Source organism: Pseudomonas graminis, from assembly GCF_004364335.1.
In the GTDB taxonomy this organism is placed as follows: Bacteria; Pseudomonadota; Gammaproteobacteria; order Pseudomonadales; family Pseudomonadaceae; genus Aquipseudomonas; species Aquipseudomonas graminis_D.
Genome location: NZ_SOCR01000002.1, coordinates 180,282 through 205,391, shown reverse-complemented (window position 1 = coordinate 205,391; position 25,110 = coordinate 180,282). Strand labels below are relative to the sequence as shown.

20 protein-coding genes are annotated in these 25,110 nt (G+C 62.3%); 5 read left to right on the top strand and 15 right to left on the bottom strand.

The genetic code is table 11. The features are described 5' to 3' along the window. Position 1 precedes the first annotated feature (1 nt). From EC919_RS03440 to EC919_RS03420, 5 genes are all read right to left on the bottom strand, one after another. Positions 2-1,954: an extracellular solute-binding protein gene (locus EC919_RS03440; protein ID WP_133771222.1), complete on the bottom strand. Its 1,953-nt coding sequence runs from the start codon at positions 1,952-1,954 to the stop codon at positions 2-4. A 60-nt stretch (positions 1,955-2,014) separates the two neighbouring features. Then, positions 2,015-4,753, bottom strand: coding sequence for a TonB-dependent receptor (locus tag EC919_RS03435; RefSeq protein WP_166650480.1), 2,739 nt, complete (start codon positions 4,751-4,753; stop codon positions 2,015-2,017). Between the two features lie 216 nt (positions 4,754-4,969). Beyond that, the gene (locus EC919_RS03430) at positions 4,970-5,371 is read right to left on the bottom strand and encodes an ExbD/TolR family protein (RefSeq protein ID WP_133771220.1); all 402 of its coding nucleotides are present in this window, start codon (positions 5,369-5,371) and stop codon (positions 4,970-4,972) included. Then, positions 5,371-6,078 (bottom strand): MotA/TolQ/ExbB proton channel family protein, encoded by a 708-nt coding sequence (locus EC919_RS03425; RefSeq protein ID WP_133771218.1) that lies wholly within the window; start codon positions 6,076-6,078, stop codon positions 5,371-5,373. The genes EC919_RS03430 and EC919_RS03425 overlap by 1 nt, the downstream gene beginning before the upstream one ends. Before the next feature lie 52 nt (positions 6,079-6,130). Continuing rightward, complete coding sequence (locus EC919_RS03420) at positions 6,131-6,976, bottom strand: energy transducer TonB (protein ID WP_133771217.1); 846 nt, start codon at positions 6,974-6,976, stop codon at positions 6,131-6,133. A 1,198-nt stretch (positions 6,977-8,174) separates the two neighbouring features. On the opposite strand from EC919_RS03420, the gene EC919_RS03415 reads away from it, so the two are divergent. Further along, on the top strand, positions 8,175-9,293 hold the full coding sequence (locus tag EC919_RS03415) for a DUF2817 domain-containing protein (protein WP_133771215.1): 1,119 nt from the start codon (positions 8,175-8,177) through the stop codon (positions 9,291-9,293). A gap of 73 nt (positions 9,294-9,366) precedes the next feature. On the opposite strand, the gene EC919_RS03410 is transcribed toward EC919_RS03415, so the two are convergent. Beyond that, the gene (locus EC919_RS03410; protein WP_133771213.1) at positions 9,367-10,209 is read right to left on the bottom strand and encodes an NAD-dependent protein deacetylase; all 843 of its coding nucleotides are present in this window, start codon (positions 10,207-10,209) and stop codon (positions 9,367-9,369) included. 398 nt (positions 10,210-10,607) lie between these two features. Beyond that, positions 10,608-11,432, bottom strand: coding sequence for an HDOD domain-containing protein (locus EC919_RS03405; RefSeq protein ID WP_407073219.1), 825 nt, complete (start codon positions 11,430-11,432; stop codon positions 10,608-10,610). Between the two features lie 280 nt (positions 11,433-11,712). Between EC919_RS03405 and EC919_RS03400 the strand changes: the two genes are divergently transcribed. After that, positions 11,713-12,732, top strand: coding sequence for a branched-chain amino acid aminotransferase (locus tag EC919_RS03400; protein ID WP_133771783.1), 1,020 nt, complete (start codon positions 11,713-11,715; stop codon positions 12,730-12,732). Between the two features lie 256 nt (positions 12,733-12,988). Beyond that, positions 12,989-14,233: a serine hydrolase domain-containing protein gene (locus EC919_RS03395; RefSeq protein ID WP_133771208.1), complete on the top strand. Its 1,245-nt coding sequence runs from the start codon at positions 12,989-12,991 to the stop codon at positions 14,231-14,233. A gap of 124 nt (positions 14,234-14,357) precedes the next feature. Here EC919_RS03395 and EC919_RS03390 read toward each other — a convergent pair whose 3' ends face one another. From EC919_RS03390 to EC919_RS03370, 5 genes are all read right to left on the bottom strand, one after another. Then, positions 14,358-15,284 carry a LysR family transcriptional regulator gene (locus tag EC919_RS03390; protein ID WP_133771206.1) on the bottom strand — a complete coding sequence of 309 codons (927 nt, stop codon included), beginning with the start codon at positions 15,282-15,284 and terminating at the stop codon, positions 14,358-14,360. Positions 15,285-15,331: 47 nt separating this feature from the next. Then, complete coding sequence (locus tag EC919_RS03385; RefSeq protein ID WP_133771204.1) at positions 15,332-16,261, bottom strand: AEC family transporter; 930 nt, start codon at positions 16,259-16,261, stop codon at positions 15,332-15,334. 166 nt (positions 16,262-16,427) lie between these two features. Beyond that, complete coding sequence (locus EC919_RS03380) at positions 16,428-16,748, bottom strand: RcnB family protein (protein ID WP_133771202.1); 321 nt, start codon at positions 16,746-16,748, stop codon at positions 16,428-16,430. Positions 16,749-16,829: 81 nt separating this feature from the next. Further along, on the bottom strand, positions 16,830-17,138 hold the full coding sequence (locus tag EC919_RS03375) for an RcnB family protein (protein WP_133771199.1): 309 nt from the start codon (positions 17,136-17,138) through the stop codon (positions 16,830-16,832). Between the two features lie 119 nt (positions 17,139-17,257). Then, complete coding sequence (locus EC919_RS03370) at positions 17,258-18,115, bottom strand: SDR family oxidoreductase (RefSeq protein WP_133771197.1); 858 nt, start codon at positions 18,113-18,115, stop codon at positions 17,258-17,260. An 84-nt stretch (positions 18,116-18,199) separates the two neighbouring features. Between EC919_RS03370 and EC919_RS03365 the strand changes: the two genes are divergently transcribed. Then, positions 18,200-18,610 carry a winged helix-turn-helix transcriptional regulator gene (locus tag EC919_RS03365; protein ID WP_133771195.1) on the top strand — a complete coding sequence of 137 codons (411 nt, stop codon included), beginning with the start codon at positions 18,200-18,202 and terminating at the stop codon, positions 18,608-18,610. A 115-nt stretch (positions 18,611-18,725) separates the two neighbouring features. Here EC919_RS03365 and EC919_RS03360 read toward each other — a convergent pair whose 3' ends face one another. Then, complete coding sequence (locus tag EC919_RS03360) at positions 18,726-19,910, bottom strand: MFS transporter (RefSeq protein ID WP_133771194.1); 1,185 nt, start codon at positions 19,908-19,910, stop codon at positions 18,726-18,728. A 106-nt stretch (positions 19,911-20,016) separates the two neighbouring features. On the opposite strand from EC919_RS03360, the gene EC919_RS03355 reads away from it, so the two are divergent. Next, positions 20,017-20,958 (top strand): LysR family transcriptional regulator, encoded by a 942-nt coding sequence (locus EC919_RS03355; RefSeq protein ID WP_133771781.1) that lies wholly within the window; start codon positions 20,017-20,019, stop codon positions 20,956-20,958. Between the two features lie 21 nt (positions 20,959-20,979). On the opposite strand, the gene EC919_RS03350 is transcribed toward EC919_RS03355, so the two are convergent. Then, positions 20,980-21,447: a GNAT family N-acetyltransferase gene (locus EC919_RS03350; RefSeq protein ID WP_133771192.1), complete on the bottom strand. Its 468-nt coding sequence runs from the start codon at positions 21,445-21,447 to the stop codon at positions 20,980-20,982. After that, positions 21,444-25,103 (bottom strand): transporter substrate-binding domain-containing protein, encoded by a 3,660-nt coding sequence (locus EC919_RS03345; RefSeq protein ID WP_133771190.1) that lies wholly within the window; start codon positions 25,101-25,103, stop codon positions 21,444-21,446. Before EC919_RS03345 ends, EC919_RS03350 begins: the two co-directional genes overlap by 4 nt. Positions 25,104-25,110 lie beyond the last annotated feature (7 nt).

Genomic DNA, 25,110 nt, shown 5'->3' with positions numbered 1-25,110 from the left:
GTCACTGGTCCTCCGTTTCTGGCATTGGCGTTGGCGCAGGACGGTCGTTCGACACACTACGTTGTGGCGTCAGACGCGCGGCCATTTGAGCGTTGCTCAGCGGCACGCGGCTGACTTCCCACCAGCTTTCCAGGCCGACGTCGTAGATCGGCTCGATGGCCGGCCTGCCAAAACGGTTGGCAAACACTACCGGCGTGCCTTGGGAGTAATAGTTCGGAATCATGTAGAAACCCCAGAGCAGCACCCGATCCAGGGCGCGGGCGTAGTGCAGCATGTCGGTGCGGTTGTTGGCCGCGACCAGGCCGTCGATAAGGCGATCGACCGCCGGATTGCGCAGGACCATGGCGTTGGAACTGCCGACCTGCCGGGCGCTTTGCGAGCCGAACAGGTTGTACAGCTCGCGGCCGGGGGAAAGGATCGGATTGCCGTTGGCGGGCAGCGTCACCACGATCATGTCGTAGTCCCGGGCGTTGAGGCGGTTCATGTACTGCGCCGAGTCCACCCGACGGAAATTCAGGGTGATGCCGATCTGCGCCAGCACGCGCTTGTACGGCAGCACCAGCCGCTCGAAACCGCCCTGACCGTCGAGGAAGGAAAATTCCAGCGGCTGACCGGCGGCGTTGACCAGTCTGTTGTTTTTCGCGTGCCAGCCGGCGTCGGCCAACAGCTTGAGGGCCTTGAGCTGCTTGTCGCGGATGTAGCCGCTGCCGTCGGTCTTCGGTGCCCGCCAGACCTGATCGAAGACTTCGTCCGGCACCTGCCCGCGCAGGGGCTCGAGAAGGCTCAGCTCCTGGGCGTCAGGCAGTTCGGTGGCGGCCATTTCGCTCTTCGGGAAGTAGGTTTGTTCGCGCACATAGAAGTTGCGCATGATCTGGCCGTTGACCCACTCGAAATCCCACAGCATCGCCAGGGCCTCGCGCACACGGCGGTCCTGAAAGATCGGTTTGTCGAGATTGAACACAAAACCCTGACCGGCCACCGGGCGGCGTTTGGCCAGAATGGTTTTTTGCAAACGGCCGTCCTGCAGGCTCGGCGCGGTGTAGCCGACGACATAACCGGCCGAAGAGAACTCGCGGTTGTAATCAAAGTTGCCGGCCTGGACCAGCTGACGGGCCACGTCGACATCGCCATAGAAATTCACCGTCAGCGCGTCGAAGTTGTACAGCCCACGACTCACCGGCAGGTCTTTGCCCCACCAGTCCTTGACCCGTTCGAAGCTGACGCTGCGCCCGGCGTCGACCCGCGAGACCCGATACGGCCCGCTGCCCAGCGGCGGTTCGAAACCACCGCCCTTGGTGAAGTCGCGGGTTTTCCACCAGTGCTCGGGCAGGATGCGCAGGCTGGCGATGTCCAGTGCGAGGGTACGGTTGGTGCCGGTCTTGAAATCGAAACGGATCTGCCCCGGCGCTTCAATGACCGCGTCCTTGACGTCGGCGTACAGCGGTCGATAGCTGAAGCTGCCCTGGGTGATGAGGGTTTGCCAGGTGTAGCGCACGTCTTCGGCGGTAATCGGCGTGCCGTCATCGAAGCGTGCTTTGGGATTGAGGTAGAAGCGCACCCAGAGATTGTCGGGGTCACGCTCCATTTTCTCGGCGACCAGTCCGTACACCGTGTAGGGCTCGTCGAGTGAGCGATAGCCCAGCGGCGCATACACCCACGTGTCGATCTGGCTCACGGAAATGCCCTGATCGACATAGGGGGTGAGGTAGTTGAACTGGCCGATCTCCTCGGACGCGCGGCTCATGGAACCGCCTTTGGGCGCGTCAGGGTCGACGTAATCAAAGTGCTGAAAGTCAGCGGCGTATTTCGGCGCTTCGCCATAGACGGTCAGCGCATGCACCGGCGCGGCACAGACCTGAGGGCTGCCCAGCAGCAGCGAGGTACACAACAGCACCGTGTACAGCAATGCCTCGCCCGGTGAGCGGCGCGGCAGTGAAATGGGGGTGGCGGACATGCGGACAATCCTTGTGAGCAGCCCGACGCGCCGAAGCAGCAGCGCGTCAGGCATCAGCGCTTAGAAGTGATACGTCGCCCGCGCGAACAGCGTGCGGCCCAGTGGATCGGCGTAACGAGGGTCATAGCCGGACTGGAAGTTGTAGGCCTGGTTGGTGAACGGCGGGTCGCGGTCGAACAGGTTGCGCACGCCGGCATCGACGTCCAGCACCTTCTCGAAGGTGTGGCCCACGGACAGGTCCCACAGCGAGTACGACGGTACGGTGCCGTTGGTGCTGCGGTCGTAGTCGTTGTAGCCGCTGGTGAAGCGGTTGGTCAGCGACGCACGGCTGTCGCCCAGGGTCCAGCTGCCGATCAACACGTGTTTCCAGCGCGCAATCACGCCATCACCCTGGAAGTCGCCGACCTTGTCGGTGTACGGACCGTCGATGATGTTCTGGAAGTCGTAGCGATTGACGTAGGTCCCGGTCAGCCCCAGACCGAACTGGCCATACGGCGTGTTCGGGAAGCGGTAGTCCAGGGTCACGTCGACACCGTTGGTCTTGACGATGCCCAGGTTGGAGTTGCCGGTGACGATGTTGGCGATGGAGCCGTCGGCGTTGCGGATGATACGGTCGCCGTACAGGTCGGCCTGATCGAACACGGTGGATTCAGGAAACGACTGGATCTGGTTGGAGATGTGAATCCACCAGAAATCCAGGCCCATGGAAAGGTTGTTCATCGGCTGATAAACGAAGCCCAGGGTGACGTTGCGGGCTTTCTCCGGGGACAGATTCGCGTTGCCACCGCTGCGATTGAGGAACTGCTGATTACAGTCGCGACCGGCCTGACCGCCCGGTTGCACGGTACCGCCCGCGCACAGCGTCGGGTCATCGTAGTAACCCTGGCTGTAGGCCAGGCTTTGCGGGGCATACAGCTCGTACAGCGACGGCGCACGGAAGCCTTCGCTGTACGCGCCGCGCATGACCAGCTCTTTGAACGGCTGGAAGCGGAACGAGTATTTCGGGTTGGTGGTGCTGCCGAAGTCGCTGTATTTGTCGTGACGCACGGCAGCGGTCAGTTCCAGGCTGTCGATCACGGGGACGTTCAGCTCGGCGTATTCGGCCTTGACGCTGCGATCGCCGGACACCGAGCCGGCCGAATCGAGGCCCAGGCTGTCGATGTCGTCGACGAAGTCCTCGTAGTTCTGGTGCAGTTTTTCCTTGCGGTATTCGCCGCCCAGTGCAAGGCCGGATTCACCGGCACCGAACCAGTTGCCGATCTCGCGGCTGATACGTCCGTCCACCCCGTAGACGCGACCGACGGCGGTGGAGTATTCGCCGTGGTACGCGGCGTCGTCGATGTACTGCTGACCCGCTGCCGATTGCGCGCCGAACGGGTTGAGCAGTCCGCTGGCCAGGCCCGCCTTGAGGGCGGCGTCACTGGCGTAACCCGAGGTCACGCTGGAAACGACCTTGCTCTGGTTGTAGTTGGCGCCGAGGTTGTAATCCCAGCCGCCGACGGTGCCGTCGAAGGTCAGCAGCAGGCGCTGGTTGGTGTTCTGGTCCTTGCTGCCACGGGGGCCGGCGGCCGTCTCACGCCAGGCGGTGTCCACCGGCTGAGTCGGGTCGAGGGCGAAGTTGTTCGGGCCTGGGGTAATGCCATTGCCGGGGTAATACGGGGAAGACGGGTCGATGCTCAGGCCGGTCAACGGCGCCGGGCCGATGCTGGTGGCGTTGTTGTTGCGGGCAAAGAAGTATTCGAGGCTGACGTTATGGTCTTCCGCCAGCTTGCCGGTGGCGCGACCGAAAAACGAGGTCTTCTCGGTCTGCGGCACCAGGTCGATGTAATCGCGGGTGCTGAACCGGCACAGCCCGTTCACGCTCACCAGACCCGGTCCGGCGCAGTTGGGCGCGAGGGGGTTGGTGCTGTTGTTGCCCTGATAGTAGTTGCCAGGATAAGCGGTGCCCGAGGTCTGGTTGAGGCCGCGGCCCGGGACGTAATCCTTGTCGAAGGAGCGGTCGTTGGCGTCGAGGTTCTGCTGCTTGTTGTAGTTGAACACGCCCATGACGTTGAAGCGGTCTTCGTCCAGATCGCCGAAACCCCAGCTGGCGCTGACGTCTTTGCTGGCGCCGCCACCGCTGGCGGTCGGGGTGTCGCCGCCGAGGCTCAGGGTGCCGTCGGTCAGGGATTTCTTGGTGATGAAGTTGATCACGCCGCCGATGGCGTCGGTGCCGTACAGCGCCGAGGCACCGTCGCGCAGCACTTCGATGCGGTCGATGGCGGCGAACGGAATCATGTTCAGGTCGATGGCGCTGCCGTTGGGCGTGCCGACGCCGGACAAGGCGTTATTGGCCAGACGACGGCCGTTGAGCAGGATCAGGGTTTTGTTGGCGCCGATCCCGCGCATGTCGGCATAGGACGCGCCACCGGTGGAGGCGCCGACCGAGCCTGCGCTGTTCATCATCGACTGGCTGCCGGTGATGCGCTGAACCATCTGCTCGGTGGTCGTCACACCCTGTTTCTTCAGCTCGTCGGCGCGCAGGATGGTCACCGGCACGGCGGTTTCGGCGTCAGCCCGGCGCACGGCCGAACCGGTCACTTCCACCCGTTTGAGCTGAGTGGTCGCCGGCGCAGCCGCCACCGCCGCGGCGGGGACAGCGGCCTCACTGCCGGTCGCGGCATCGGCGGCGCTGTCCGTGCTGTCGGCGCCATAGGCCGGGCTCATGCCGACCGCCAGTGCGCAGATCAGCGCACGGGGGTGGCGTTGTACGGCAACAACAAGGGGCTTGAGGGTAAAACCGGGAAAGCTCATCAGCATGGTAGTTTCCGACTTATTCCAGATGTTATTGAAATGGCCTTGTGAGCCCTCGTTGCTCCGACGCGGTGATGGCGGTCGGGAATTTCCTTATTTCAAGCAAGCCGCTCCCCTCCGGGGCAAAACCCCGGACGGCGTTGAATCGGGAGTAGGGTGTGCAGGGCCGCAGCGGGTGCGGCGCCTGCTTCAGGTGCAGATCAGGTGCGGGTCATGGGCCGGTCATTTGGATGTCATCACTGAAATTTTGGTGATGCCGGAGCGCTCGATCGACGCCATCGCCTTGGCCACCTGGCCGTAGTTGACGTTGGTGTCGGCCTGCAATTGCACGCGCACCTCCGGGTCCTTGGCCTTGACGTCCTTGAGGCTGAGCTCGAGAGATTCCGGCGCGACTTCGGATTTGGCCAGGTAGAACTTGCCGTCCTGGTCGACGCTGACGACCACCGGGTCTTTTTTGTCAGCGGGAGCGACGGCGTCGGTCTTCGGCAGGTTGACCTTGATCGCGTTGGTCATCAGCGGCGCGGTGACGATGAACACCACCAGCAGCACGAGCATCACGTCCACCAGCGGCGTGACGTTCATTTCGCTGAGCACTTCATCGCTGTCTTGGGTGGAGAACGACATCAGCTCGCCTCCCGCACAGCCTGGCTGTGCTTGCTGGCGATGGCCTGACGGTTGATGGCGAAGGCGCTGCGCTGGGCGAGGGCGTCGAAGTCATGGGCGAAATCATCCATGTCAGCGACGGCGAGCTTGAGGCGGCGCAGGAAGAAGTTGTAGATCAGCACCGCCGGGACCGCGACGGCGATGCCGACACCGGTGGCAATCAGGGCGTGACCGATGGGGCCGGCCACGGTTTCCAGGCTGGCCGAACCGCTGGCGCCGATGCTTTGCAGCGCTTCCATGATTCCCCAGACGGTACCGAACAGGCCGATGAACGGCGCCGTGCTGCCAATACTGGCGAGGATGGCCTGACCGGCTTCCAGTGCACGGCGTTCTTTCTGGATCTGCTGCCGCAGGTTCCGCTCCAGGCGGTCGGAGCGGTTGATGGTGTGGGCGAGCTGCTGGGTGTTACGCGGCGTATCGTCCACCGCCATCGCTTCGAAACCGCTGTTGGCGATGCGTGCCAGTGAGCCCGGGTATTGGCTGGAATGCTCGGCGGCGGTGAGCAGATCCGGCGCCGCCCAGAAGGCTTTGGTGAACTGTTTGTTCTGGGTCTTTAAGCGTAAGTACTGTGCGGATTTGATCAGCAACAGTCCCCAGCTCAGCACTGAAAACACCACCAGCGCCCAGAGTACGCCGGGGACAATCATCGAAGAGATCGATTCGTTCATGGTTACACCTCACCCGCTATATAAAGAGTTGTTGTTGATGGGCTGACCGGGTTCATTCGGGCAGCTTGAAGTCGATGGTTTGCGTCGCGAAGCCTTCGATCGGCGTGTCGCCGCGCTTGGCCGGAATAAACTTCCAGTTGCGCACCGTCTCCACCGCCGCATCGTCCAGCACCTGCTTGCCACTGGATTTGGTCACCTCGACCGTGCCGGCGCGGCCGTTGGGCAGCACCTTGATGCGCAGGATCACGCGGCCTTCCATGCCCTTGCGCAGCGCCGCGCCGGGGTATTCCGGTGGCGGGTTGCCCAGGCTGGCGAGCCCGGAAATCGCCGCCGATTCCTTGACCGGTGCCGCCGGTGCAGCAGACGGGGCCGGTGGGGCGGGCGAGGGCGATGGTGCGGCGGGCACAGGCGGACTCGGCGCAGCGGGTGCAGCCGGCGCGGGCGGTGTCGGCTTTTTCACCGGTTCGGGTTTCTTGACCGGCTTGGGCTTCTCGACCTTCGGCTTCTCGACAGGCTTTTCCACCGGTTTGGGCGGCGGCTTGGCGGCGTCGGGGTCCTCGACCGGTTGCTCCGGTTCAGGCGGCGGTGGAGGTGGCGGCGGCTCGGGCGGGGGCGGCGGGGGTGGCGGCTCCGGAGTTGGCGGCGTCGGGCTGGTCAGTTCCACGGTCATCTCGGGCACTTGCGGCGCAACTTCCGGGACGTCGGCTTTGGCGGTCTGCATATACCACCAGATGCCGCCGTGAATAAGGACCGAGGCGGCAATCAATATCAACACGTGCGTGCGGCTTAGTTCACCAGGGCGCGACGTATTTTCCTTGAAAGGAATACGTGGCCAGGCCATGGACAGTGCGTCCGGAGCCGGGTCAGGTATGGCTTTCGCTTTTACCGCGTCATTCATTAAAGCTCCCTCGGGTGGTTGAAGGGCAATAAGGGTCCGTTCAAACAAGTCACCCTGTTTGAAGTTGACGTCCGTGCTTTCGCAAAGCACGAGGCCGGGGGAGCAGGTCGTTGAAGAACCACTCTTATAACTGCCGTTGCAGCCTGGGTTATGGAGACGACATTGCAGGTCCCTGATTTCTTGTTGAGTACGAAGAAGTACGTCTTTATTTCAGAATGACTACGTAACGATCATCGCTATTGCAACCGCTATGCCAGCGTAAGGCTCTATCCCGCTGTTTTTGGGCAGGGGTGTGCCGATGTCGCATTCCTGTAACTTTTTAGCGAATTTGCTCAGGTCTGGGTCTGTTCGCTCTAGGGAGGCAGGGTAAGTTGCTGAACCAGGGGGCGAACCTATCCAGTCAGGTTCACCGCGTGTTGGCACGGTGACCTGTTCCGATTCAATCAGAAGTGCGCTGCACCAAACGTGATTAAGTGGGTGCAAGTTGGTGCGTGAGTGTTCAAGTGATCATTGTGGTATGTCCTGAAAGTGTGACTTGTCGGTCAGAGCGTGAAGAGTCGTTATCGTTGGGGCGCACTTACTAAAAATGATCAGTGACGATTTTTAGTGTGTGTGGATCAACACCGCGCGATCCCGCTGTTTATTAAGAATGTTATTGGGCAGGCGCACCTGTGCCGAACAGGAACAATAAAAAGTGGCCACCGGATCGCTATAAAAGCGACAGCCATGTACATCAAAATAAATGTCGGGCACTGCGACGAGCTGGCGCTGCGTTTCAGCCGGAGCGCTGAAGGGAGATGGGGCGGATGGCAGGCTCGCTGACGGATGCGTGCAGCGGAAAAGGCAAGGCGCGGCGTGGGCGGATCGGATGTGAAGGGCGCATGGGTGGCACGAATCGAATTCCTTATCGACGGACGCCAGACTTCTGGTCGGCGTCCTGCACTGTTTCGGACGGGGTAGTGTCCGGTTCCTGCACACGGGTGCGTGGTGCGCACCGTTTGGCAGCGTAGACTCACGTCAGCCAGGGCTGGACGCGAAGCGTTTCGTGGTACTGACGTTCCACAAGAGAAACACTAGAAAGAAGTGTGCCAAAACGTGTCCGGTTGTAACATTTTTGACGCAGTGTCCTTTTTGCGCGGCGTTCGGGCTGTCTGGTAGGCGGCTGTACGTGCGGTGTTACCCCCTTTGGAGCGCATCAATGAGCCAATTCTTTCCTGATCGTCCAGGTTATCGCCAGCTTCGCGAGCGCTTCATGGCGGCGGCGACCGCCGCTGGCGCGCAATTGAGCGAGTATGTCCACCCGCTGCCGGGGCCTTTTGGCGAGACGCTGGCCACGGACGTCGCCTGGCTCGGCGATCCGCAGGCACGGCGAGTGTTGATGGCGCTGAGCGGCACCCATGGCGTGGAGGGTTATTACGGTTCCGATTGCCAGAGTCGCTGGCTCGAGGGGTTTGACCCACGCTCGCTGCCTGAGGGTGTGGCGATCCTGATGATTCACCTGATCAACCCCTGGGGCACGGCGTGGATGCGCCGGGTCAATGAGGACAACCTCGATCAGAACCGCAACTACCTGGACTTCAGCCGGCCGCTGCCGGACAACCGTGCCTATGCCGACGTCCACAGCATTTATGCCTGCGAGCAGTTGCGCGGGCCAAAGCGCGATCAGGCTGATGCGTCGTTTCAGGCCGCGATCGACGCGCGGGGTTGGTCAGGGTTGATGTCGGTGGTGGAGGCGGGGCAATACGCTTTCCCCGATGGCCTGTTTTTCGGCGGCAGTGAGCCGAGCTGGTCCAATCGCACGCTGCGCAGCATCGTCGGGCATTACTTGGGGGACGCCGAGGTGGTGAGCTGTTTCGACCTGCACACCGGCGCCGGGGATTACGGTCATCCGATGCTGATGAGCATTGTGGAGTCAGCCTACCCGGCGCTGGAAGACGCGAAAGCGTTGTTCGGGCCGTGGCTGTTCACGCTGATCACCGGCGCCAATCGGGTCAGCGAAACCGGTGTGGCGGCGACGTCCACCGGCTACACCTCGCAGATGCTTCTCGACGCGTTGCCGGGTGTGCACCTGATGCCGTTTGTCATTGAATGCGGCACGTACCCGGGCGCAGAAGTGCATGGGCATTTGCGGGATGATCACTGGCTGCACCTGCACGGCGATCCGCTGGACGAGACGGGTCGCCGCATCAAGCAGAGGCTGCTGGAGCAGTTCTATCCGGCGGACCCGGACTGGCAGGAGGTGGCGTGGGTCAGGACGCGGCAGGTGTGGGACAGAGCATTGGCGGCGTTGCCGGCGATTCGCAGCGTCGAGAGGTGACTGGCTGAATGCGGGCTATTCGCCGATAGGGTTTCTGCAGGAGCGCGCTTGCCCGCGAAGAGGAGTTGAATGCCTACGCCTCCAACAACCGTTTCGCCAAGGCCGGCAACAGCACCTCGCACGACGCTTCGATCTTGAGATTCAACAGTTCATCCGCGCGTGTTTTGCCGAGGTTAATCGCGATCAGCGGTTTGCCCTGATCGCTGATGGCGCGGCACAGGCGAAACGCCGAGAACGCCATCAGCGACGAGCCCACCACCAACAGTCCCTGAGCGTCTTCCACCCGCTGCATGGCCTTGGCCGCCGTGGGTGGCGCGACGTTCTCGCCAAAAAACACAACGTCCGGTTTCATTCGCTCGCCACCGCAGTGGGGGCAGTGGGGCACCTGGAAGCGCTCTTCGAAGGCCGGGTCGAGCAGGGTATCGCCATCGGGCGCTTGCACCGCATCGACGCCCGCCAGATACGGGTTCTGCTCGATCAGGGTCAGCTGAATGATGTCGCGCTCGGTGCGCTGGCGGCAGTCCAGGCACAGCACCCAATGCAGACTGCCGTGCAATTCCACCACGTCATGACTGCCGGCCTGGTCGTGCAAGGTGTCGACATTCTGGGTAATGACGCCGCTGATGAGGTCATGCTGCTGCAAGCGCGCAATCGCTTCGTGGGCCGCGTTGGGTTGCGCGACGCGAACCCGCGGCCAGCCGAGCATCGCCCGGGCCCAGTAGCGGCGCCGGGCTTCAGGGGCATTGAGGAATTCCTGAAACATCATCGGCTGCCGACCGCGCCGCACGCCCTCGCTGTCGCGGTAATCCGGGATCCCGGAAGAGGTGCTGATCCCGGCGCCGGTCAGCACGACGAAGGAGCGGTCGTGCATCCATTCCAGCAGGGTGTCAACGTGGGTGTCAGGAACATCCGGCATGCACAGGTCCTCAGTAGCCGCTGTGCCCTGATACTAGTAGGCCCGGCTTCACGCGGGAAGAGGCCCCGGTGACCACCCTCGATTTTGCAGCGTGACGCCTGACGCATTCCCGGCTAAAGCCGGTCCCACAGTCGAGGTCACCTTCATTTTCTCTGGGTACAGGCGATCCATTAGTAGGACCGGCTTCAGCCGGGAAGGGGCCGGTGTGAGCCCCATACATTTTGCAGCGAGACATCTGACGCCATGACCCTGTAGGAGCCGGCTTACTGGCGAACCCGGTTTTCCAGTCACCCTTGCAGTGCCTGAACGGACGCTTTCGCCAGCAAGCCGGCTCCTACGGATAGGTGGATCAGCGGAGATTCCCGCTGTCTCAGCGTCCGGGGCGACTCGGTTGCCTTCTAACTCAACAACTCCGCAAACGCCTTGTCATCCTCAAGCACCTTCGGCAGCGCCGCGAACACCGCCTCCAGATCAACACCCTCCAACAACGGGCCATCCACTTCCTGCTTCGCCTGCGCGGTGGCTCCGCCGTGATTTTCCAGGGCGGCCGAGATCGTCAATGCCTGGGCAACGATGCGGGGCTGGGTCGCGTCCCCGGGCGCCTGCATGGGCCGCGCCTGGTAGGCGATGGCGTTCTGGATAACCTCGGGCAATCCCCAGCGTCGGGCCAGTTCCGCGCCGACTTCCGGGTACCCAAAGCCCAGCTGCAACGTTTCAATCGCCGCACGCCCGGTCGTCCCGGTCTTGGTTACGCTGTTGATACGCTCGGCAACAGCGGGCGCGCCGGTCTGGATCAGCAGTTCGCCGATGTCGTGCATGACCCCGCAGGTGAAGGCGATTTCCGCATCCGCACCGGACTGTTTCGCCAGCAGACGGCAGATCCCCGCCACCTGAAAGCTCTTCAGCCAGAAGCCCTTCAAATCAAAACTCGGCCCTGCCTTGAACGCGCCGGTCACCGCCGACGCCAGCACGAGCGTGCGCAGCGTGTTAAAGCCCAGACGCATGGCCGCATCCTCAATGCTCGACGACTCCCGAGCCCCGCGAAAACGCGCGGAGTTGGCCAGCCGCAGGATCTTCGCCGCGATCACCGGGTCCTTTTCGATGTTGCCGGCAATGCTGCCCAGGTCCGACGACGGGCTGTCGAACTGCTTGATCAGGTCCTGCGCCACCTTGGGAATGCTGGGAAGACTGCTCAAATCGGCAAATAACTGATCGATACCCATGGGTGCTGCTCCTGTTTCAGACGATGTACACACCATAGGCAACATTGGCGAATCTGCCCACGTCCAATAATGCTTTTGCTACAGACGGCACAAACCAGAAGGCTCGCGTCGGGCCGCAGTGGATCTTTTTCAGCTCATCTGCCGCCAAGGCGGTTTGCCGGGAGAAAAATCAGTAATATGGCGACACACCGGAACGGGTCGCGTCCTGTACCGGGCCTTATCGATGAAACGCCAGACGCCGGACACTCCCGGCCGCGCTGGCCTGGACATAGAGGGTGTCATGGGTAACGAAAGCATTAACTGGGACAAGCTCGGCTTCGACTACATCAAGACCGACAAACGCTACCTGGCTCACTGGCGCGATGGCGAGTGGGACCAAGGCACCCTGACCGAAGACAACGTGCTGCACATCAGCGAAGGCTCGACCGCGCTGCATTACGGCCAGCAATGCTTCGAAGGCCTTAAGGCCTATCGCGCCAAAGACGGCTCGATCAACCTGTTCCGTCCCGATCAGAACGCTGCGCGCATGCAGCGCAGTTGCAGCCGCCTGCTGATGCCCCACGTGCCGACCGAGCAGTTCATCGAAGCGTGCAAGCAAGTGGTCCGCGCCAACGAGCGTTTCATCCCGCCGTACGGTACCGGCGGCGCGTTGTACCTGCGCCCGTTCGTGATCGGCGTCGGCGACAACATCGGCGTGCGCGCTGCGCCCGAGTTCATCTTTTCGGTGTTCTGCATCCCGGTTGGCCCGTACTTCAAGGGCGGCATGAAACCCCACAACTTCGTGATCTCCAGCTACGACCGCGCCGCGCCACAAGGCACCGGCGCTGCTAAAGTCGGTGGCAACTACGCGGCCAGCATGATGCCGGGCGCCGAGGCCAAGAAAGCCAATTTCGCCGACGCCATCTACCTCGACCCGCTGACCCACACCAAGATCGAAGAAGTCGGCTCGGCCAACTTCTTCGGGATTACCCACGACGACCAGTTCATCACGCCGAAATCGCCGTCCGTGCTGCCGGGCATCACCCGCCTGTCGTTGATCGAACTGGCGCAAAGCCGTCTGGGCCTGAAGGTCACCGAAGGCGAAGTGTTCATCGACAAGCTCGACCTGTTCAAAGAGGCCGGCGCGTGTGGTACGGCTGCGGTGATCACCCCGATCGGCGGCATCAGCTACAAAGACAAACTCCACGTGTTCCATAGCGAAACCGACGTCGGTCCCGTGACCCAGCGCTTGTACAAAGAGCTGACCGGCATTCAGTCCGGCGACATCGATGGCCCGGCGGGCTGGATCGTCAAGGTCTGACCCGACGCGTCCTGCACGTCCAAAAACCACCGCCTTGGCGCGGTGGTTTTTTTTCGCCCTCGCTTCGGTCACGTACGTCATCACAGACGTCAGGGTATGAAGCCACTGAACTGATCCCCCGGTGCAACGCCGGCGGGTGGGCTATGGTTCAAGCGCGCGCGTTGTTTCAGTGGGACCGGCTTCAGCCGGCGATTTAACCAAAAGGCCTGCCGGAAATCGGCCGACGTCCGTCACCGACGACAAAAAAGGATACCTCATGCACTCACCCGTCTTGTCCGGTCCCGCCGCCTTCAACCGGCCGCTGACCCTGTCCTTCGGCCTGCTGGCCGCCACGCTGGTTTCCAGCGCATGGGCAGACGATTACCCCCACGCCCGGGAACCCATCGGCACGGTCGAGCAGATCTATGACGGCGCCATGCTCCCGGACCTTGCTGTCAGCACCTATCGCAACATCGGCCGGCTGTTTCCCACCCACACCATCAAGGCCGGCGATCACCCCTATGCGCTGCCGACGTCGGAACGGCAACTGCCCAACGTGCGCTTCACCGTCGAGGGCAAAAAGTACGACCTGTATGACTTCGTAGCGCTGGACAGCATTACCGCAATGCTGGTGATCAAGGACGGCAAGATCGTCTTCGAGACCTATCAACGGGGCAACACCGAGAAAACTCGCTGGATGTCGATGTCGATGGCCAAATCCATTACCTCGACACTGACTGCCGCAGCGATCAAGGACGGCTTGATCAAAGGCCTCGACGCCCAGGTGGTGGATTACGTGCCGACCCTCAAAGGCAGCGCCTACGACGGGGTGACCGTGCGCAACGTGCTGATGATGTCGTCGGGGGTGAAGTGGAACGAAACCTACACCGATCCGGCGTCGGACCGGCGAGCGCTGCTCAAGGCGCAGATTTCCCAGCAGCCCCATTCGGCCATGGCGCTGATGGCGAGCCTGCCGCGTGCGGCCGAGCCGGGTACGGTAAACAATTACAGCACCGGGGAAACCCAGGTCCTCGGCGAGATTGTGCGGGGTGCGGTGAAGATGCCGCTCGCCGAGTACCTGTCGAAAAAGATCTGGCAGCCGTTCGGCATGGAAAGCGACGCGACCTGGTGGCTGGACTCGCCTGACGGCGTGGAGATCGGTGGCAGCGGGATCAGCGCAACACTGCGGGATTACGGGCGCTTCGGGCTGTTCTTCATGAACGACGGCAAGATCAACGGCACCTCGATTCTGCCGGACGGCTGGGTCAGGGAAGCAACGCTGCCAACCACCCTCAAGGGCGGCAAGCCCCTCGACTACGGCTACATGTGGTGGACCGCCTGGACCGCGCCCTCGGTGAAAGATGGTGCTTATTCGGCGGTGGGCATCCAGGGTCAGAATATCTACGTCAACCCGGCCAATAACGTGGTCATCGTCACCTTCGGCGCGCAACCCAAACCGGTGGACAAAGAGCCCATCGACCCGATGACCTTCTTCGATGCGGTGGTCGCGGCGTTGAAGTGATCAGGAAGACGGTGGGGGCTTTAGTGGGACCGGCTTTAGCCGGGAAGAGGCCGGTTTGCAAACCATAGATTTTGCGGCACGGCATCTGACGCCTTCCCGGCTAAAGCCGGTCCTACCCGCCCGACTAAAGCCGGTCCCGCGAGCCCTTGCGCTCAACCCCATATTCCGCGAGCAACCCCTCCAGCCAATCCATAAACACCCGGCAGCGCTGGGGCAGGTGCCGGCGATGGGCGTAAAGCAGTGACACCGGCATCGCCGTCGGCCGGTACTCGGGGAGGATTTCGATCAACGCGCCGCGTTGCTGCTGGTAAGCGTCGGCCAGGCGCGGAATCTGGATGATCCCCAGCCCGCCGACACACGCCGCCTCATAAGCTTCGATGTTGTTGACCGTCACGCTGCAGGGCATCGGCACATGGAAGTCCTTGCCCTCGCGGCAATACTCGAACAGCGCATCGGCAGTGCCAAAGGCCGGTGCGTAGTTGATGAGTCGGTGCCGCTGCAACTCGTCCAGATTCTGCGGAATGCCGAAGCGGTCGGCGTAGCCCTGGCTCACGCAGTTGATCATCCGGAACAGGCCGACCGTGCGCGCGACCAGCGGCGTGTCCGGCAATGTGCCGATGCGCAGCACGCAATCAAAGCCCTCGCGGACCAGATCGACGCGCCGGTCCGTGCTGCTGATTTCAAGCTCGATCAGCGGATGCCGCTCAAGGAATTCACTCAGCCGGGGCATCACCAGCCGCCGCGCAATGGCGGTGGGCATGTCCACCCGCAGACGCCCGCTCAGCGCCGAACTGTCCTGGCGGAACAGGCCTTCCAGCTCGTCCATCTGACTGAGCAGGTCCTTGCTGCGCTCATACAGCGCCTGGCCGTCGGGCGTTACCTGCACTTTGCGCGTAGTGCGCAACAGCAGTCGCGCGCCGAGCAACCCTTCGAGGCTGCGCACATGCTCCGATACCGTCGAGCGCGGCAGGCCCAAGGCGTCACCGGCAAGGGTGAAGCTCGACAGCTCGGCGACCCTGACGAAGGTTTTCAGCAAATCCAGCTTGTTCATTTCGACGCACCTACCTTATTCCCGAGCCTAGGCCCGACGTCAGCCCGTCAACCGTTGATGTAGTAAATGCACAGCGAAAGCGTCACCAGTGAACCCAGTGTCGACATCAGAATCGTGCTCGACACCACCGATGCCTCGCGTTTGTAGTATTCGGCCAGCATGAACGGCCCGGTGCCAGTGGGCAGGGCGCTTAGCAGCAGGGCAGAGTTGGCCCACAGCGGCGGCAGGTGGAACACCCTATACGCCAGAAACCATGTCAGCAGCGGGTGGGCAATCAGCTTGATCAGCACCAGCAGCGCGGTGCCCTCACGCGGACCTTGCTGTTTTTGGGCAAGAAACAGGCCCAGTGAAATCAACGCACAGGGCGTCGTCGCGGCACCCAGCAGGCTGAGGAACTTATCCAGCGCGCCCGGCAATGCCACGCCGGTCGACGCCCAGCAGGCGCCGAGGATCGGTGAGACCACCAGCGGGTTTTTCCCCAGCGCCAGCAGCACTTTGAGGACAATGCGGTGCACCCGGGCCTCGTTTTGCAGGCCGATTTCGATGCACACCAAGGCAATGCCGAACACCACGCAGACCACCAGCAACGAGGCGATGAGCGCCGGCTCCAGGCCTTCCTGCCCCAGCACCATGACGCACAACGGAATGCCGATATAGCCGGTGTTAGCGTAGGAGGCGCTGAGGGCATCAATGCTGGCATCGGCAAAATGCCCGGCCTTTCGGCGCCGCAGCAGCAGGGTAATAACGAACATCGCCAGGGTCGACAGGGTGAAGGTCAGTACAAAGCCGGGGTGCCAGATCTGCGCCCAGGTGGCATGGGCCGTGGCGGTGAACAGCAGCGCCGGCAAGCACAGCCAGACCACCATTCGGTTGATTTCAGACGCGGCGGTCGGCCCGAGGCGGTTGGTGCGGCGACAGAGGTAGCCCACCAGGATGAGCGCGAAGATCGGCAGCAAGACATTCAAGACGGAAGACATCGAACCCGGGCCTGTGGGGAACAAACGAGAGGCGCAGAGTAGAGGGCGCGATCGTTAGGGTGCAACCTTTCTTGTCAGCGAAAAGCAGAAGGGCCGGGCGTCTGGATAGAGGGCGGGCAAAGCGGTGCCCGACGAGTGTCGGGCACGGTGGCAGGCGTAGCGGTGGTTACTTTTTCAGCGGTTTGAGGTTGCCCGGCGCGATGTCGAGGACCTTGCCGTCTTCCATGTTGATCAGCGCATATTTATCGCTGATCAGTACCCATTGCGTACCTTCTTTGGGCGCGGTCAGGCCCTTGCCTTGCCAGTCCTTCACGCCGACGCGCTCGTCCTTGTAAAGGTCATGGGTAGTATCGCCGACCTTGTAATGTACATTGGTGTGCTCCGCCTGCACGCTTTTCGTACCAGGGGTCTGCGCCATCGCTGCGAAGCTGGCCCCACCAAGACAACTGACCATGGCCGTGCAGGCCATCAGGTTTTTCATGTTCATGGGAATTCCTCTGATCGTTCTTATACGTTCTTTCAGCTGGCGCGCGCCCGTGAACCCGGCGCGCTGGGTCAGTGCCCCGATTTATTTTTCGATCGGGACAATCTTGGTGATCTGACCGTTGGTGGTCTGCACTTCGACGTATTTGTCGTGGATGCGCGTCCACTGGCTCATTTTGGCCGGCTCTTCCAGGCCCTTGGCTTTCCAGTCCTTGATTGCGGCGTCTGGACGCTGAAATTCCTGCGGCGAACGGCTGCCTACTTCGAGCTCCCGCATGTTATCTCTGGAAGGTTGAATGGTCGGCTCCGTCGCATTGGCGGCCTGCACCGTAAAGCCCGCAACGGAAACGCTACCCAGAATCGCCAGACCGGCAATGAGCGATTTGCTGTTCATTCGAAACTCCTTGGCCAGCGCGTCGTGCGCTGTCATGAGTTTCGACCCTGGGCGGCGCAAATCATTCAGTGCCCGTGCTGGCGGGTCGCCCGCGTGCCGTTGCGGCGCGGCAGCGAATGTCACCGGGACAGTGCTTCAGCGATGCGGGTGGACAGCGGCGTGGTCGGCCGGCCAATCAGGCGGCTCAACTGGCGGCTGTCATCAAAAAGGGCACCCTTGGCCGCAGCAGCATCGGAGTTGGCGAGCAATTCGGCCACAAACTCTGGGAGTCCTGCCTGCAGCAGCGCCGCCTTGTAAGCGGCTTCTGGAAGGTCGGTGTATACGACGGATTTGTCGGATTGACGCGCGATCTCGGCCGCGAACTCCTTCAGCGTGTAGGCCTCGTCGCCGGCCAGTTCGTACACCTTGCCCGCCTGATCGTCCGTCGACGTCAGCACCACGGCCGCCGCCGCTGCATAGTCCGCCCGAGCGGCGGAGCTGATCCGGCCTTCACCTGCGCTGCCGTAATGCGCGCCGTTCGCCACCGCGTGGGCCACACCCGCCGTGTAGTTTTCGTGGTACCAACCGTTGCGCAGCACCACCGCCGGAACGCCGGATTGCAGCAGTGCCGCCTCGGTTTGCTTGTGCTCTTCGGCCAGGCCCAGCGCGGAGGTGTCCGCGTGGAGCACGCTGGTGTAGCCCAGCAGTTTGACGCCGGCGCGTTTCGCCGCGTCGATCACCGCCTGATGCTGAGCGAGCCGGTGACCCACTTCACTGGAAGAAATCAACAGGAGCTTCTCGGCACCTGCAAAGGCGCGGTCAAGCGTGTCTGGCTGTGAGTAGTCGGCCTGGCGAACCTGCACGCCCCTGGCGGCGAGGTCAGCCACTTTTTCCGGGTCACGGGCGGCCGCTACGATCTGCGAGGCCGGCACGGTTTCCAGCAATTTACCGATGACGAGGCGGCCTAGCTGGCCTGATGCTCCAGTGATGACGATCATGATGATTACCGAACGAGGTGGAATGAGCGACCAGCATAGTCATCGTGCTAACCTTTCGTAAGTACGTACGAAAAGGTAAGTGTGATGAACGATAGCGTTTCTACCTCTGCAGGCAGCGTCTCGTTGCTGGAGCGAATCCGTACCGGTGAGGTGCTGGCTCGGGATTGCCCGTCGCGGGAAATCCTCAACCATGTGTGCAGCCGCTGGGGCGTACTGGTACTGGTGGTGTTGCTGGACGGCATGCACCGGTTCAGCGAGCTGCGGCGCAAAATCGGCGGGGTGAGTGAAAAGATGCTTTCGCAGGCACTTCAGAGCCTGGAACAGGATGGGTTCGTCGAGCGCAAGGCGCTGCCGGTGGTGCCGCCCCACGTTGAATACCGGCTGACGGCGATGGGCGAAGAGGTTGCCTTACAGATGGACGGGCTGACATCCTGGATCGAAGACAATCTGCCGCGCATTCTGGCGGCGCGGGAAGGAAAAGTAGCGGTTGGGTGACCGGTTATTCTCATTGCAGACCCGGAATGCCGCGCTCAAAAAGCGGCATCCCGACTCGGCGTGTTGTGCCTGGCAAGACAGCAACCCATCATCGCCCCACTGCCAGACCGGGTCCTTACTGCTTACGCATCATCAACAGCGCAACCACGATCGCCAGGGCAGCGATCCCGGTCGCGATCCAGCCCAGCGACCCAAGTCCGAAGTGGCCGATACCCAACCCGCCAAAAATCGCGCCCAGGCCAATGCCGGCGTTAGCCGCCGAGATATTCATGGTCGCCGCCAACGCCTGAGCCTTGGCACCGGCTTGCATGACACGCACCTGACACACCGGGAACAGCGCGGTATACGCAATGCCCCACAGGACCAGCGCGGCGATTAGCCAGAGGTGGTCTGTGGCCAATGGAATGGCGGCGGCCATGCCGATACTCAGAATCACCAGGAACAACACCATCGCGCCCAGCGGGCTGCGATCGACCAGCTTGCCGCCCCATTGGTTGCCGATCATGCCGACCGCACCGAAGCCCATCAGCCACCAGCCGACCTGATTGGTTGGAACGCCGGCCAGGGTCTGGAGGATATCGGCCAGGTAGGTGTAAGCCGTGAACATCGCGGTGAACGCCAGTACCGACAGCAACACATGGGCGATAAAGCGCGGCTGTTTGAGGATGTCGGTCTGCTTCTCGCCGTGCTTGGCAGGCGAGGAGGGCAAGGTCGGCATGCACAGTTGCATCAGGACGGCGATGACCAGGGAGATGACGGCCAGCACCCAGAAGCTGCCGCGCCAGCCGAGGGTATCGGCAGCGACGGTGCCCAGCGGTACGCCGAACACCAGCGCAGCGGAAATGCCCAGGTAAACCCGTGACACGGCCTGACCCGATTTGCCGGGTGCTGCCAGTTGCCCGGCGGTTTCACTGGCGGTGCCCCAGAACACGGGCAAGCCCAGCGCCGGAATGAACCGCGCGAGGGCCATGACCCAGATGTTGGTGGACAGCGCCGCCAGCACGTTGGAAGCGGCAAACACCAGCAGGATGATGGTGAACAGCTTTTTGCGCTCGACGCCGGCCAGTTTTGCCGTGAGGAACGGCCCGAACAACATGACGGTAAAAGCGAACAGCGTCACCACCTGGCCAGCCACGGCGATGGAAACGCCGAGGTCGTGGGCCATGGCCGGAAGCAGTCCGACAATCAGGAATTCGGTGGTGACGATGATGAATGCAGCGATCGCCATGATCAGGATCTGCACACCGGATCGAGACGTGGCATCCGGCGCGGACGCCGTTGCGGAATGTGAAGGTTGCATAGAAGAAGCTCCAAGAGTCGTTGCCATAGCCTATTGGAGATTTGCGTTCTCATCCGCGACATAAATGACTTACTATCGCGAACTCAGTTCAGTAATGGTATTCGCCGTGTTTTCGTCCGAACGCCTCAAGGGCATTGACGTATTTGTGGCCGTGGCCGATTTGGGCAGCTTCGCCAATGCGGCACTGAAGCTGAACCTGACAGCGTCAGCGGTCAGTAAAAGCATCGCCCGCCTGGAGCAGCGATTGGGTCAACGGCTGTTCAATCGCACCACGCGCCGCCTGGCTCTCACTGAAGCCGGGGTGAAGTTCTACGCCACCTGCAGCGGCGTGCTGGCTGACCTCGAAGAAGCCGAACTGGCGCTTGCGTCCGAGCGGCATGAACCCCATGGGCGGGTGCGGATTGATTTGCCTGCGTCCTACGGACGCCTCCATGTGTTGCCGCTGATTCTCAATTTCGTCAGGGAATACCCGCTGCTGCAGCCGCACATTTCGTTCTCCGACCGGTTCATCGACCCGGTGCATGAAGGCATCGATATCGTGGTCAGGATCGGCGGACGCGACGCGTGGGCCGCGGGGCTCGGGCATCGTTTCATCGGCGCTCAGCGACTGGTCTTCTGCGCCGCGCCGAGTTACATCGCCGAGCACGGTCGGCCCGAGACGGACGCCGATCTCGAGCACCATCACTGCATCGCCTACGGCCACTCCGACGGGCAGGTCGGGCCCTGGTATTTTCGCGGGCGCGTGCCGGGGGATCAGGAGCGTCGAGTCATTCATCCGCGCATTGCCGTCGGCGACGGGGAGGGCGAAGTGTCGGCGACACTGGCCGGTCATGGCATCGCCCAGTTGCCGACCTGGCTGGTGCAAACCCACCTCAACGAAGGTCGACTCGTGGAAGTGCTGCCGGAGCTTGCCACTGATGGACTGCCGATGAACCTGGTCTGGCTGAAAACCCGAGAGGCGCTGCCGAAGGTGAGCATTCTGCTGAACTACCTGAGCGAGCATCTGGCGCCGTACGGCAGCGTCGATTCTGCCGCCGGGCCGCCCTGATCGGTGGCGCACAACGGCGTGCTACAAATCCTTGCCCATGGTGATTTCACAGGCAGCCATTCCTGAGGTCTCGTACAGCGTCCGCGCGGCAACGTTGTCAGAAAACACGTTCAGTTCCAGACGGCGAATGCCGCGCTCGATGGCCCACGTTTCGACGGCGTTCAGTGCCTGCCTGCCCAGGCCCTGACGTCTGAAGGCCGGATCAATCTCCAGGTCGTAGACAAACAGGCGGGTGGGCAACGGCGGGTTCTCCACAACCCCTATCCAGAGACTGCCCACCTCAACATCATCGCCGATGCACAAGCGGTAGAAATAATGCCCCTCGGTTTCCAGGCCGTCCTCCAAGAGTTCATTGAAGTCAGCGCTGGCGCTGGTGAAGGCCGACGCGTCAGGCAGTCCGTAAGTGCGGGCAATATCCCGGGCATACCCGGCGACCGAACGGGCGGCAAACGCCTGAAAGTCAGCCGCGCTCATGGCCATCAGCCTCATGCCGGCGGCCCTCCCTCTGGCGCGGGTGTTTCACTGCGATACGCCAACAACGCCTGCTCCAGCGCTTCCATCGCCAGATCAAGTGCTGACTGCCGCTGGTTGACAATGGCCTCCGGCGCTTCACCTCCGCAGACCGCTTCAAGCGCTTCGCAGCCTTGCATGACAGCCGTCGCAGAGATGATGTTCGCGGCGCCGCGCACCTTGTGGCCGATGTCTTTCAGCTGCTCCGGAAGACGGGTCGCGTTCAGTTCGGCACGGTCCTGACGAATGCTGGTGATGAGTTGATCGAGCAGCCGCTCATTCATGTCGGCCCTGCCACCGGTCAGCGCTGCGATGGTTTGCGGGTCGAACACGGCCGGCGGCGGCTGAACAGGCACGGTTGGGCGCGCCGGCAGTGGCAGGATCTTGCTCAAGCGGTCGTTCAACGCCGTCAGGCTGATGGGTTTGAACAGGCAGTCGTCCATGCCGGCATCACGGCAGCGTTGCTTTTCCTCCGGTTGCGCATTGGCGGTGTAGCCCAGCACGGTGCAACGTGGACGTGCTTCGCTTTGCTCCCGCTGGCGGATGGCCCGGACCAGATCGTAGCCGTTCATCACCGGCATATTGCAATCGGCGATCACCAGGTCGAAACGCTCGGTACGCCAGCGTTCGAGCGCTTCGGCGCCCTGTACCGCCATGTCGCAGCGATGCCCCAGAAAGCACAGTTGCTCCAACAGCAGCAGGCGGTTCGCCGGGTGATCGTCGACGATCAGGATGTGCAGCGCGCTTGAGGCATGGGGGGGCGCTTCACGGGCGATGCTTTTCGCCTCCAGCGGCTCGAGGGTGGTGAACTCGAAGGTCATTTCGATTCGCGTGCCATCCCCGGGACGGCTGCTCAGCGTCAGGTTTCCGCCCATCATTTCGCACAGGCTGCGACAGATCACCAGGCCAAGGCCGGCGCCGGTGCGCGCCAGTTGCCCTGACTGATCGACCTGGGCAAAAGGCGCAAACAGCCGCTGCTGGTCCTGCTCGGTGATCCCGATGCCACTGTCGTGAATCACCACTTGCACGCGCATTTGCTGGGGACTGCGCCCGGCCTCGGTCTGCAAGCTGATCTTGACCTGACCCCTCTCGGTGAATTTGATGGCGTTGCTGATGAGATTGGAGAGGATCTGCTTGAAGCGCAGCGGGTCGATCAGCACATCCGTGTTGGTCCGCGCGTCCAGATCCAGTGCCAGGGTGAGGCTTTTTTGCCGGGCAAGGCCGTCGAACACCCGCACCACGGACTCGACCAGTTGGCGCAGATTGGCGCGCTCGGGGCTCAGGCTCAGTCGGCCTGACTCGATGCGGGCGATGTCGAGAATATCGCCGATCAGCTCCAGCAAATCCTTCGCCGAGCTGTAGGCCACTTCGATGGCCGGGCGGTCCAGATGGCCCTGGTCGGCACGCTTCAGTGCCAGTTCGAGCATGCCGATGACGGCGTTCATTGGCGTGCGGATCTCATGGCTCATGGTCGCCAGGAAGGTACTTTTGGCGCGATTGGCATCGTCCGCAAGGTCTTTGGCCGTCTGCAGTTGCTCGATCAATTGCCGCCGTTCGCTGATATCGATCCAGCCGCCGATGATGCCCTGGACTTTGCCGAGGGAGTCACGGAACGGCAGGATCCAGTGGTAGATCGTCAGCTCGCGGCCGCCGATGTGCAGCGAACGATCAAGAATCAGCGGCTCGTCCTCGGCCATGACGCGCTTGTAGTCCTCGACGTAGCCCAGAGCCTCTTCGGTGTTGCTTAAAATGCCGTCCAGAATACTTTTACCGATCACGTCCTCGCGTCGCGCGGCAAAGGCGGCGAGGTAGCTTTCGTTGCATATTTTCAGCAGGCCGTCGCGGTCGCGGACATAGATCGGATGAGGCGTGCCGTTGACCAGCGCGCTCATGAATTCGAACTGATCATTGAGCGCCCGCTCGGCTCGCTCGCGCTGCTTGATCTGCCGGCGCATCCAGGCATTCCAGGCCAGCGAGCCCAGCAGCAACAGACTTGCGCCGCCGACGATCTGATAAATCACCAACTGATAGTCATGCCACGCACCGCTGCCCGGCGGCGTGTAAGTGCGCCAGCGGTTGTTGATCGCGGCCAGGTCTTCCGGCGCGATGCTCGACAGCGCCTTGTCGAGAATCGAGGTCAGCTCGGTCGCGTTGCGTGACGTGGCCATGGCAATGCGCGCCGGTTCCTGACCGACCGTCACGCGCATCTGCAACGTATCGTTCAACGCCCGGGAGGAGAGGAAATAACTGGCGCTGAACAGCGATGTAATGGCGCCCTCCGCCCGGCCATGGGCGAGCATGTCCAGGGCTTGCGCCGGGTTGTCGACCTCCACCGGATAAATGCCCGGATGCTGCTCGCGCAGGAAGGGCAGGATCGGGCTGCTGAGGGCCAGCGCCACACGCTTGCCGTCCAGCTGATCGAGATTGGAGGGCGCCGAGGTTTCCTTGCGAGTGACCAGCACGAACACGTTGTCCATGTAGGGCCGGCTGAAATTGAAGCGGTTCTGGCGCTCGTCGCTGGGAATCATCGCGCCGATCAGGTCGGCCTGGCCCTGGCTGAGCTGGTGGGTCATGTCGTTCATGCTGGCGGCATGGCTGACCTTGAAGGTGAGCCCGGTGCGCAGGCGGATGAGTTCGAGCAAGTCGGCGGTCACCCCGCTGAAATTGCCGGCCCCATCAAAGAACGTAAGCGGCGCATAGGCCTCGTTGAAAACCACGCGAACGGTCGGGTGCTGAGCGATCCAGCGCTCTTCGCGCTGATTGAGCTGCAGCTTCTGGTCGGTGAGCATCAGGTCGCTGCCGGCACCCCAGCGTTTGGAAATGGCGACGCGTTCTTCCACCGGAATGCCCTTGAGCACCCGGTTGACGATGTCCAGCAGCGTCGGGTTGGATGCCTGCACGGCGAAGCTGAAACCGTTGGCCTCGTGCTTGCCGAAATTGGCCATCTGCACGTTGTTCAGATAGCCCTTGTTAATGACGTAGTGGGTGGAAATCGTGTCGCCCAGAAACACATCGGCCTGGTTGAACGCCACGGCGTTGATCGCGCTCTGGAAGGAGGGGAAGGTCTGCAGGCGCGCCTTGGGATAGAGCGCGGCGATTTCGTCGGGTGGCAGGTAGTGATAAACCATGCTCAGGCGCAAGCCGTTGAGGTCGCCGTTCAGGGGCCGGGCCTCTCCGGCGCGGGTCACCAGGACGGGTTGGTCAACGGCGTAGGGCGTGGACAGCATGATCCCGCTCGCCGACGCCTCATAGCCATTGGCGCTGCCCAGCAGATCGATGTCGCCGTTGCTCAGCGCCTGGATCGCCTCGTCGCGGCTGGCGAAACGCAGAACCTTGACGGGCAGGTCGAGCACGCGTCCGAGAATGCCGATGTAGTCGGCGGTGAAGCCTTCGTAGTCGTGCCCGGTCAGGGTCATGTCGAAAGGCGGATAGTCCGGCGCGGAGGTGCCGACCACCAGCTCGCGCTTGTTGCGCACCCATTGCCACTGGGCGCGGTCCAGCGTTACGTCCATGTGCGCCGGGTTGGAGCGGCTCAGCAGCGAATAGCGTTCCGGCGCCAGGGTATCTGCCTGGGTATCAAAGCCAAGGCAGACAATCACGGCTGCTATCCAATAGTCCTTTAACGCCTTTGGCATCCTGTCT

Bases quoted from the DNA above. Each gene is read 5' to 3' on its own strand.
- EC919_RS03360 (WP_133771194.1), bottom strand. From the start codon at position 19,910: ATGCAACCTTCACATTCCGCAACGGCGTCCGCGCCGGATGCCACGTCT.
- EC919_RS03435 (WP_166650480.1), bottom strand. From the start codon at position 4,753: ATGCTGATGAGCTTTCCCGGTTTTACCCTCAAGCCCCTTGTTGTTGCC.
- EC919_RS03390 (WP_133771206.1), bottom strand. From the start codon at position 15,284: ATGAACAAGCTGGATTTGCTGAAAACCTTCGTCAGGGTCGCCGAGCTG.
- EC919_RS03385 (WP_133771204.1), bottom strand. From the start codon at position 16,261: ATGTCTTCCGTCTTGAATGTCTTGCTGCCGATCTTCGCGCTCATCCTG.
- EC919_RS03420 (WP_133771217.1), bottom strand. From the start codon at position 6,976: ATGAATGACGCGGTAAAAGCGAAAGCCATACCTGACCCGGCTCCGGAC.
- EC919_RS03345 (WP_133771190.1), bottom strand. From the start codon at position 25,103: ATGCCAAAGGCGTTAAAGGACTATTGGATAGCAGCCGTGATTGTCTGC.
- EC919_RS03375 (WP_133771199.1), bottom strand. From the start codon at position 17,138: ATGAACAGCAAATCGCTCATTGCCGGTCTGGCGATTCTGGGTAGCGTT.
- EC919_RS03350 (WP_133771192.1), bottom strand. From the start codon at position 21,447: ATGAGGCTGATGGCCATGAGCGCGGCTGACTTTCAGGCGTTTGCCGCC.
- EC919_RS03430 (WP_133771220.1), bottom strand. From the start codon at position 5,371: ATGTCGTTCTCCACCCAAGACAGCGATGAAGTGCTCAGCGAAATGAAC.
- EC919_RS03400 (WP_133771783.1), top strand. From the start codon at position 11,713: ATGGGTAACGAAAGCATTAACTGGGACAAGCTCGGCTTCGACTACATC.
- EC919_RS03425 (WP_133771218.1), bottom strand. From the start codon at position 6,078: ATGAACGAATCGATCTCTTCGATGATTGTCCCCGGCGTACTCTGGGCG.
- EC919_RS03410 (WP_133771213.1), bottom strand. From the start codon at position 10,209: ATGCCGGATGTTCCTGACACCCACGTTGACACCCTGCTGGAATGGATG.
- EC919_RS03440 (WP_133771222.1), bottom strand. From the start codon at position 1,954: ATGTCCGCCACCCCCATTTCACTGCCGCGCCGCTCACCGGGCGAGGCA.
- EC919_RS03415 (WP_133771215.1), top strand. From the start codon at position 8,175: ATGAGCCAATTCTTTCCTGATCGTCCAGGTTATCGCCAGCTTCGCGAG.
- EC919_RS03395 (WP_133771208.1), top strand. From the start codon at position 12,989: ATGCACTCACCCGTCTTGTCCGGTCCCGCCGCCTTCAACCGGCCGCTG.
- EC919_RS03370 (WP_133771197.1), bottom strand. From the start codon at position 18,115: ATGATCGTCATCACTGGAGCATCAGGCCAGCTAGGCCGCCTCGTCATC.
- EC919_RS03365 (WP_133771195.1), top strand. From the start codon at position 18,200: ATGAACGATAGCGTTTCTACCTCTGCAGGCAGCGTCTCGTTGCTGGAG.
- EC919_RS03405 (WP_407073219.1), bottom strand. From the start codon at position 11,432: ATGGGTATCGATCAGTTATTTGCCGATTTGAGCAGTCTTCCCAGCATT.
- EC919_RS03380 (WP_133771202.1), bottom strand. From the start codon at position 16,748: ATGAACATGAAAAACCTGATGGCCTGCACGGCCATGGTCAGTTGTCTT.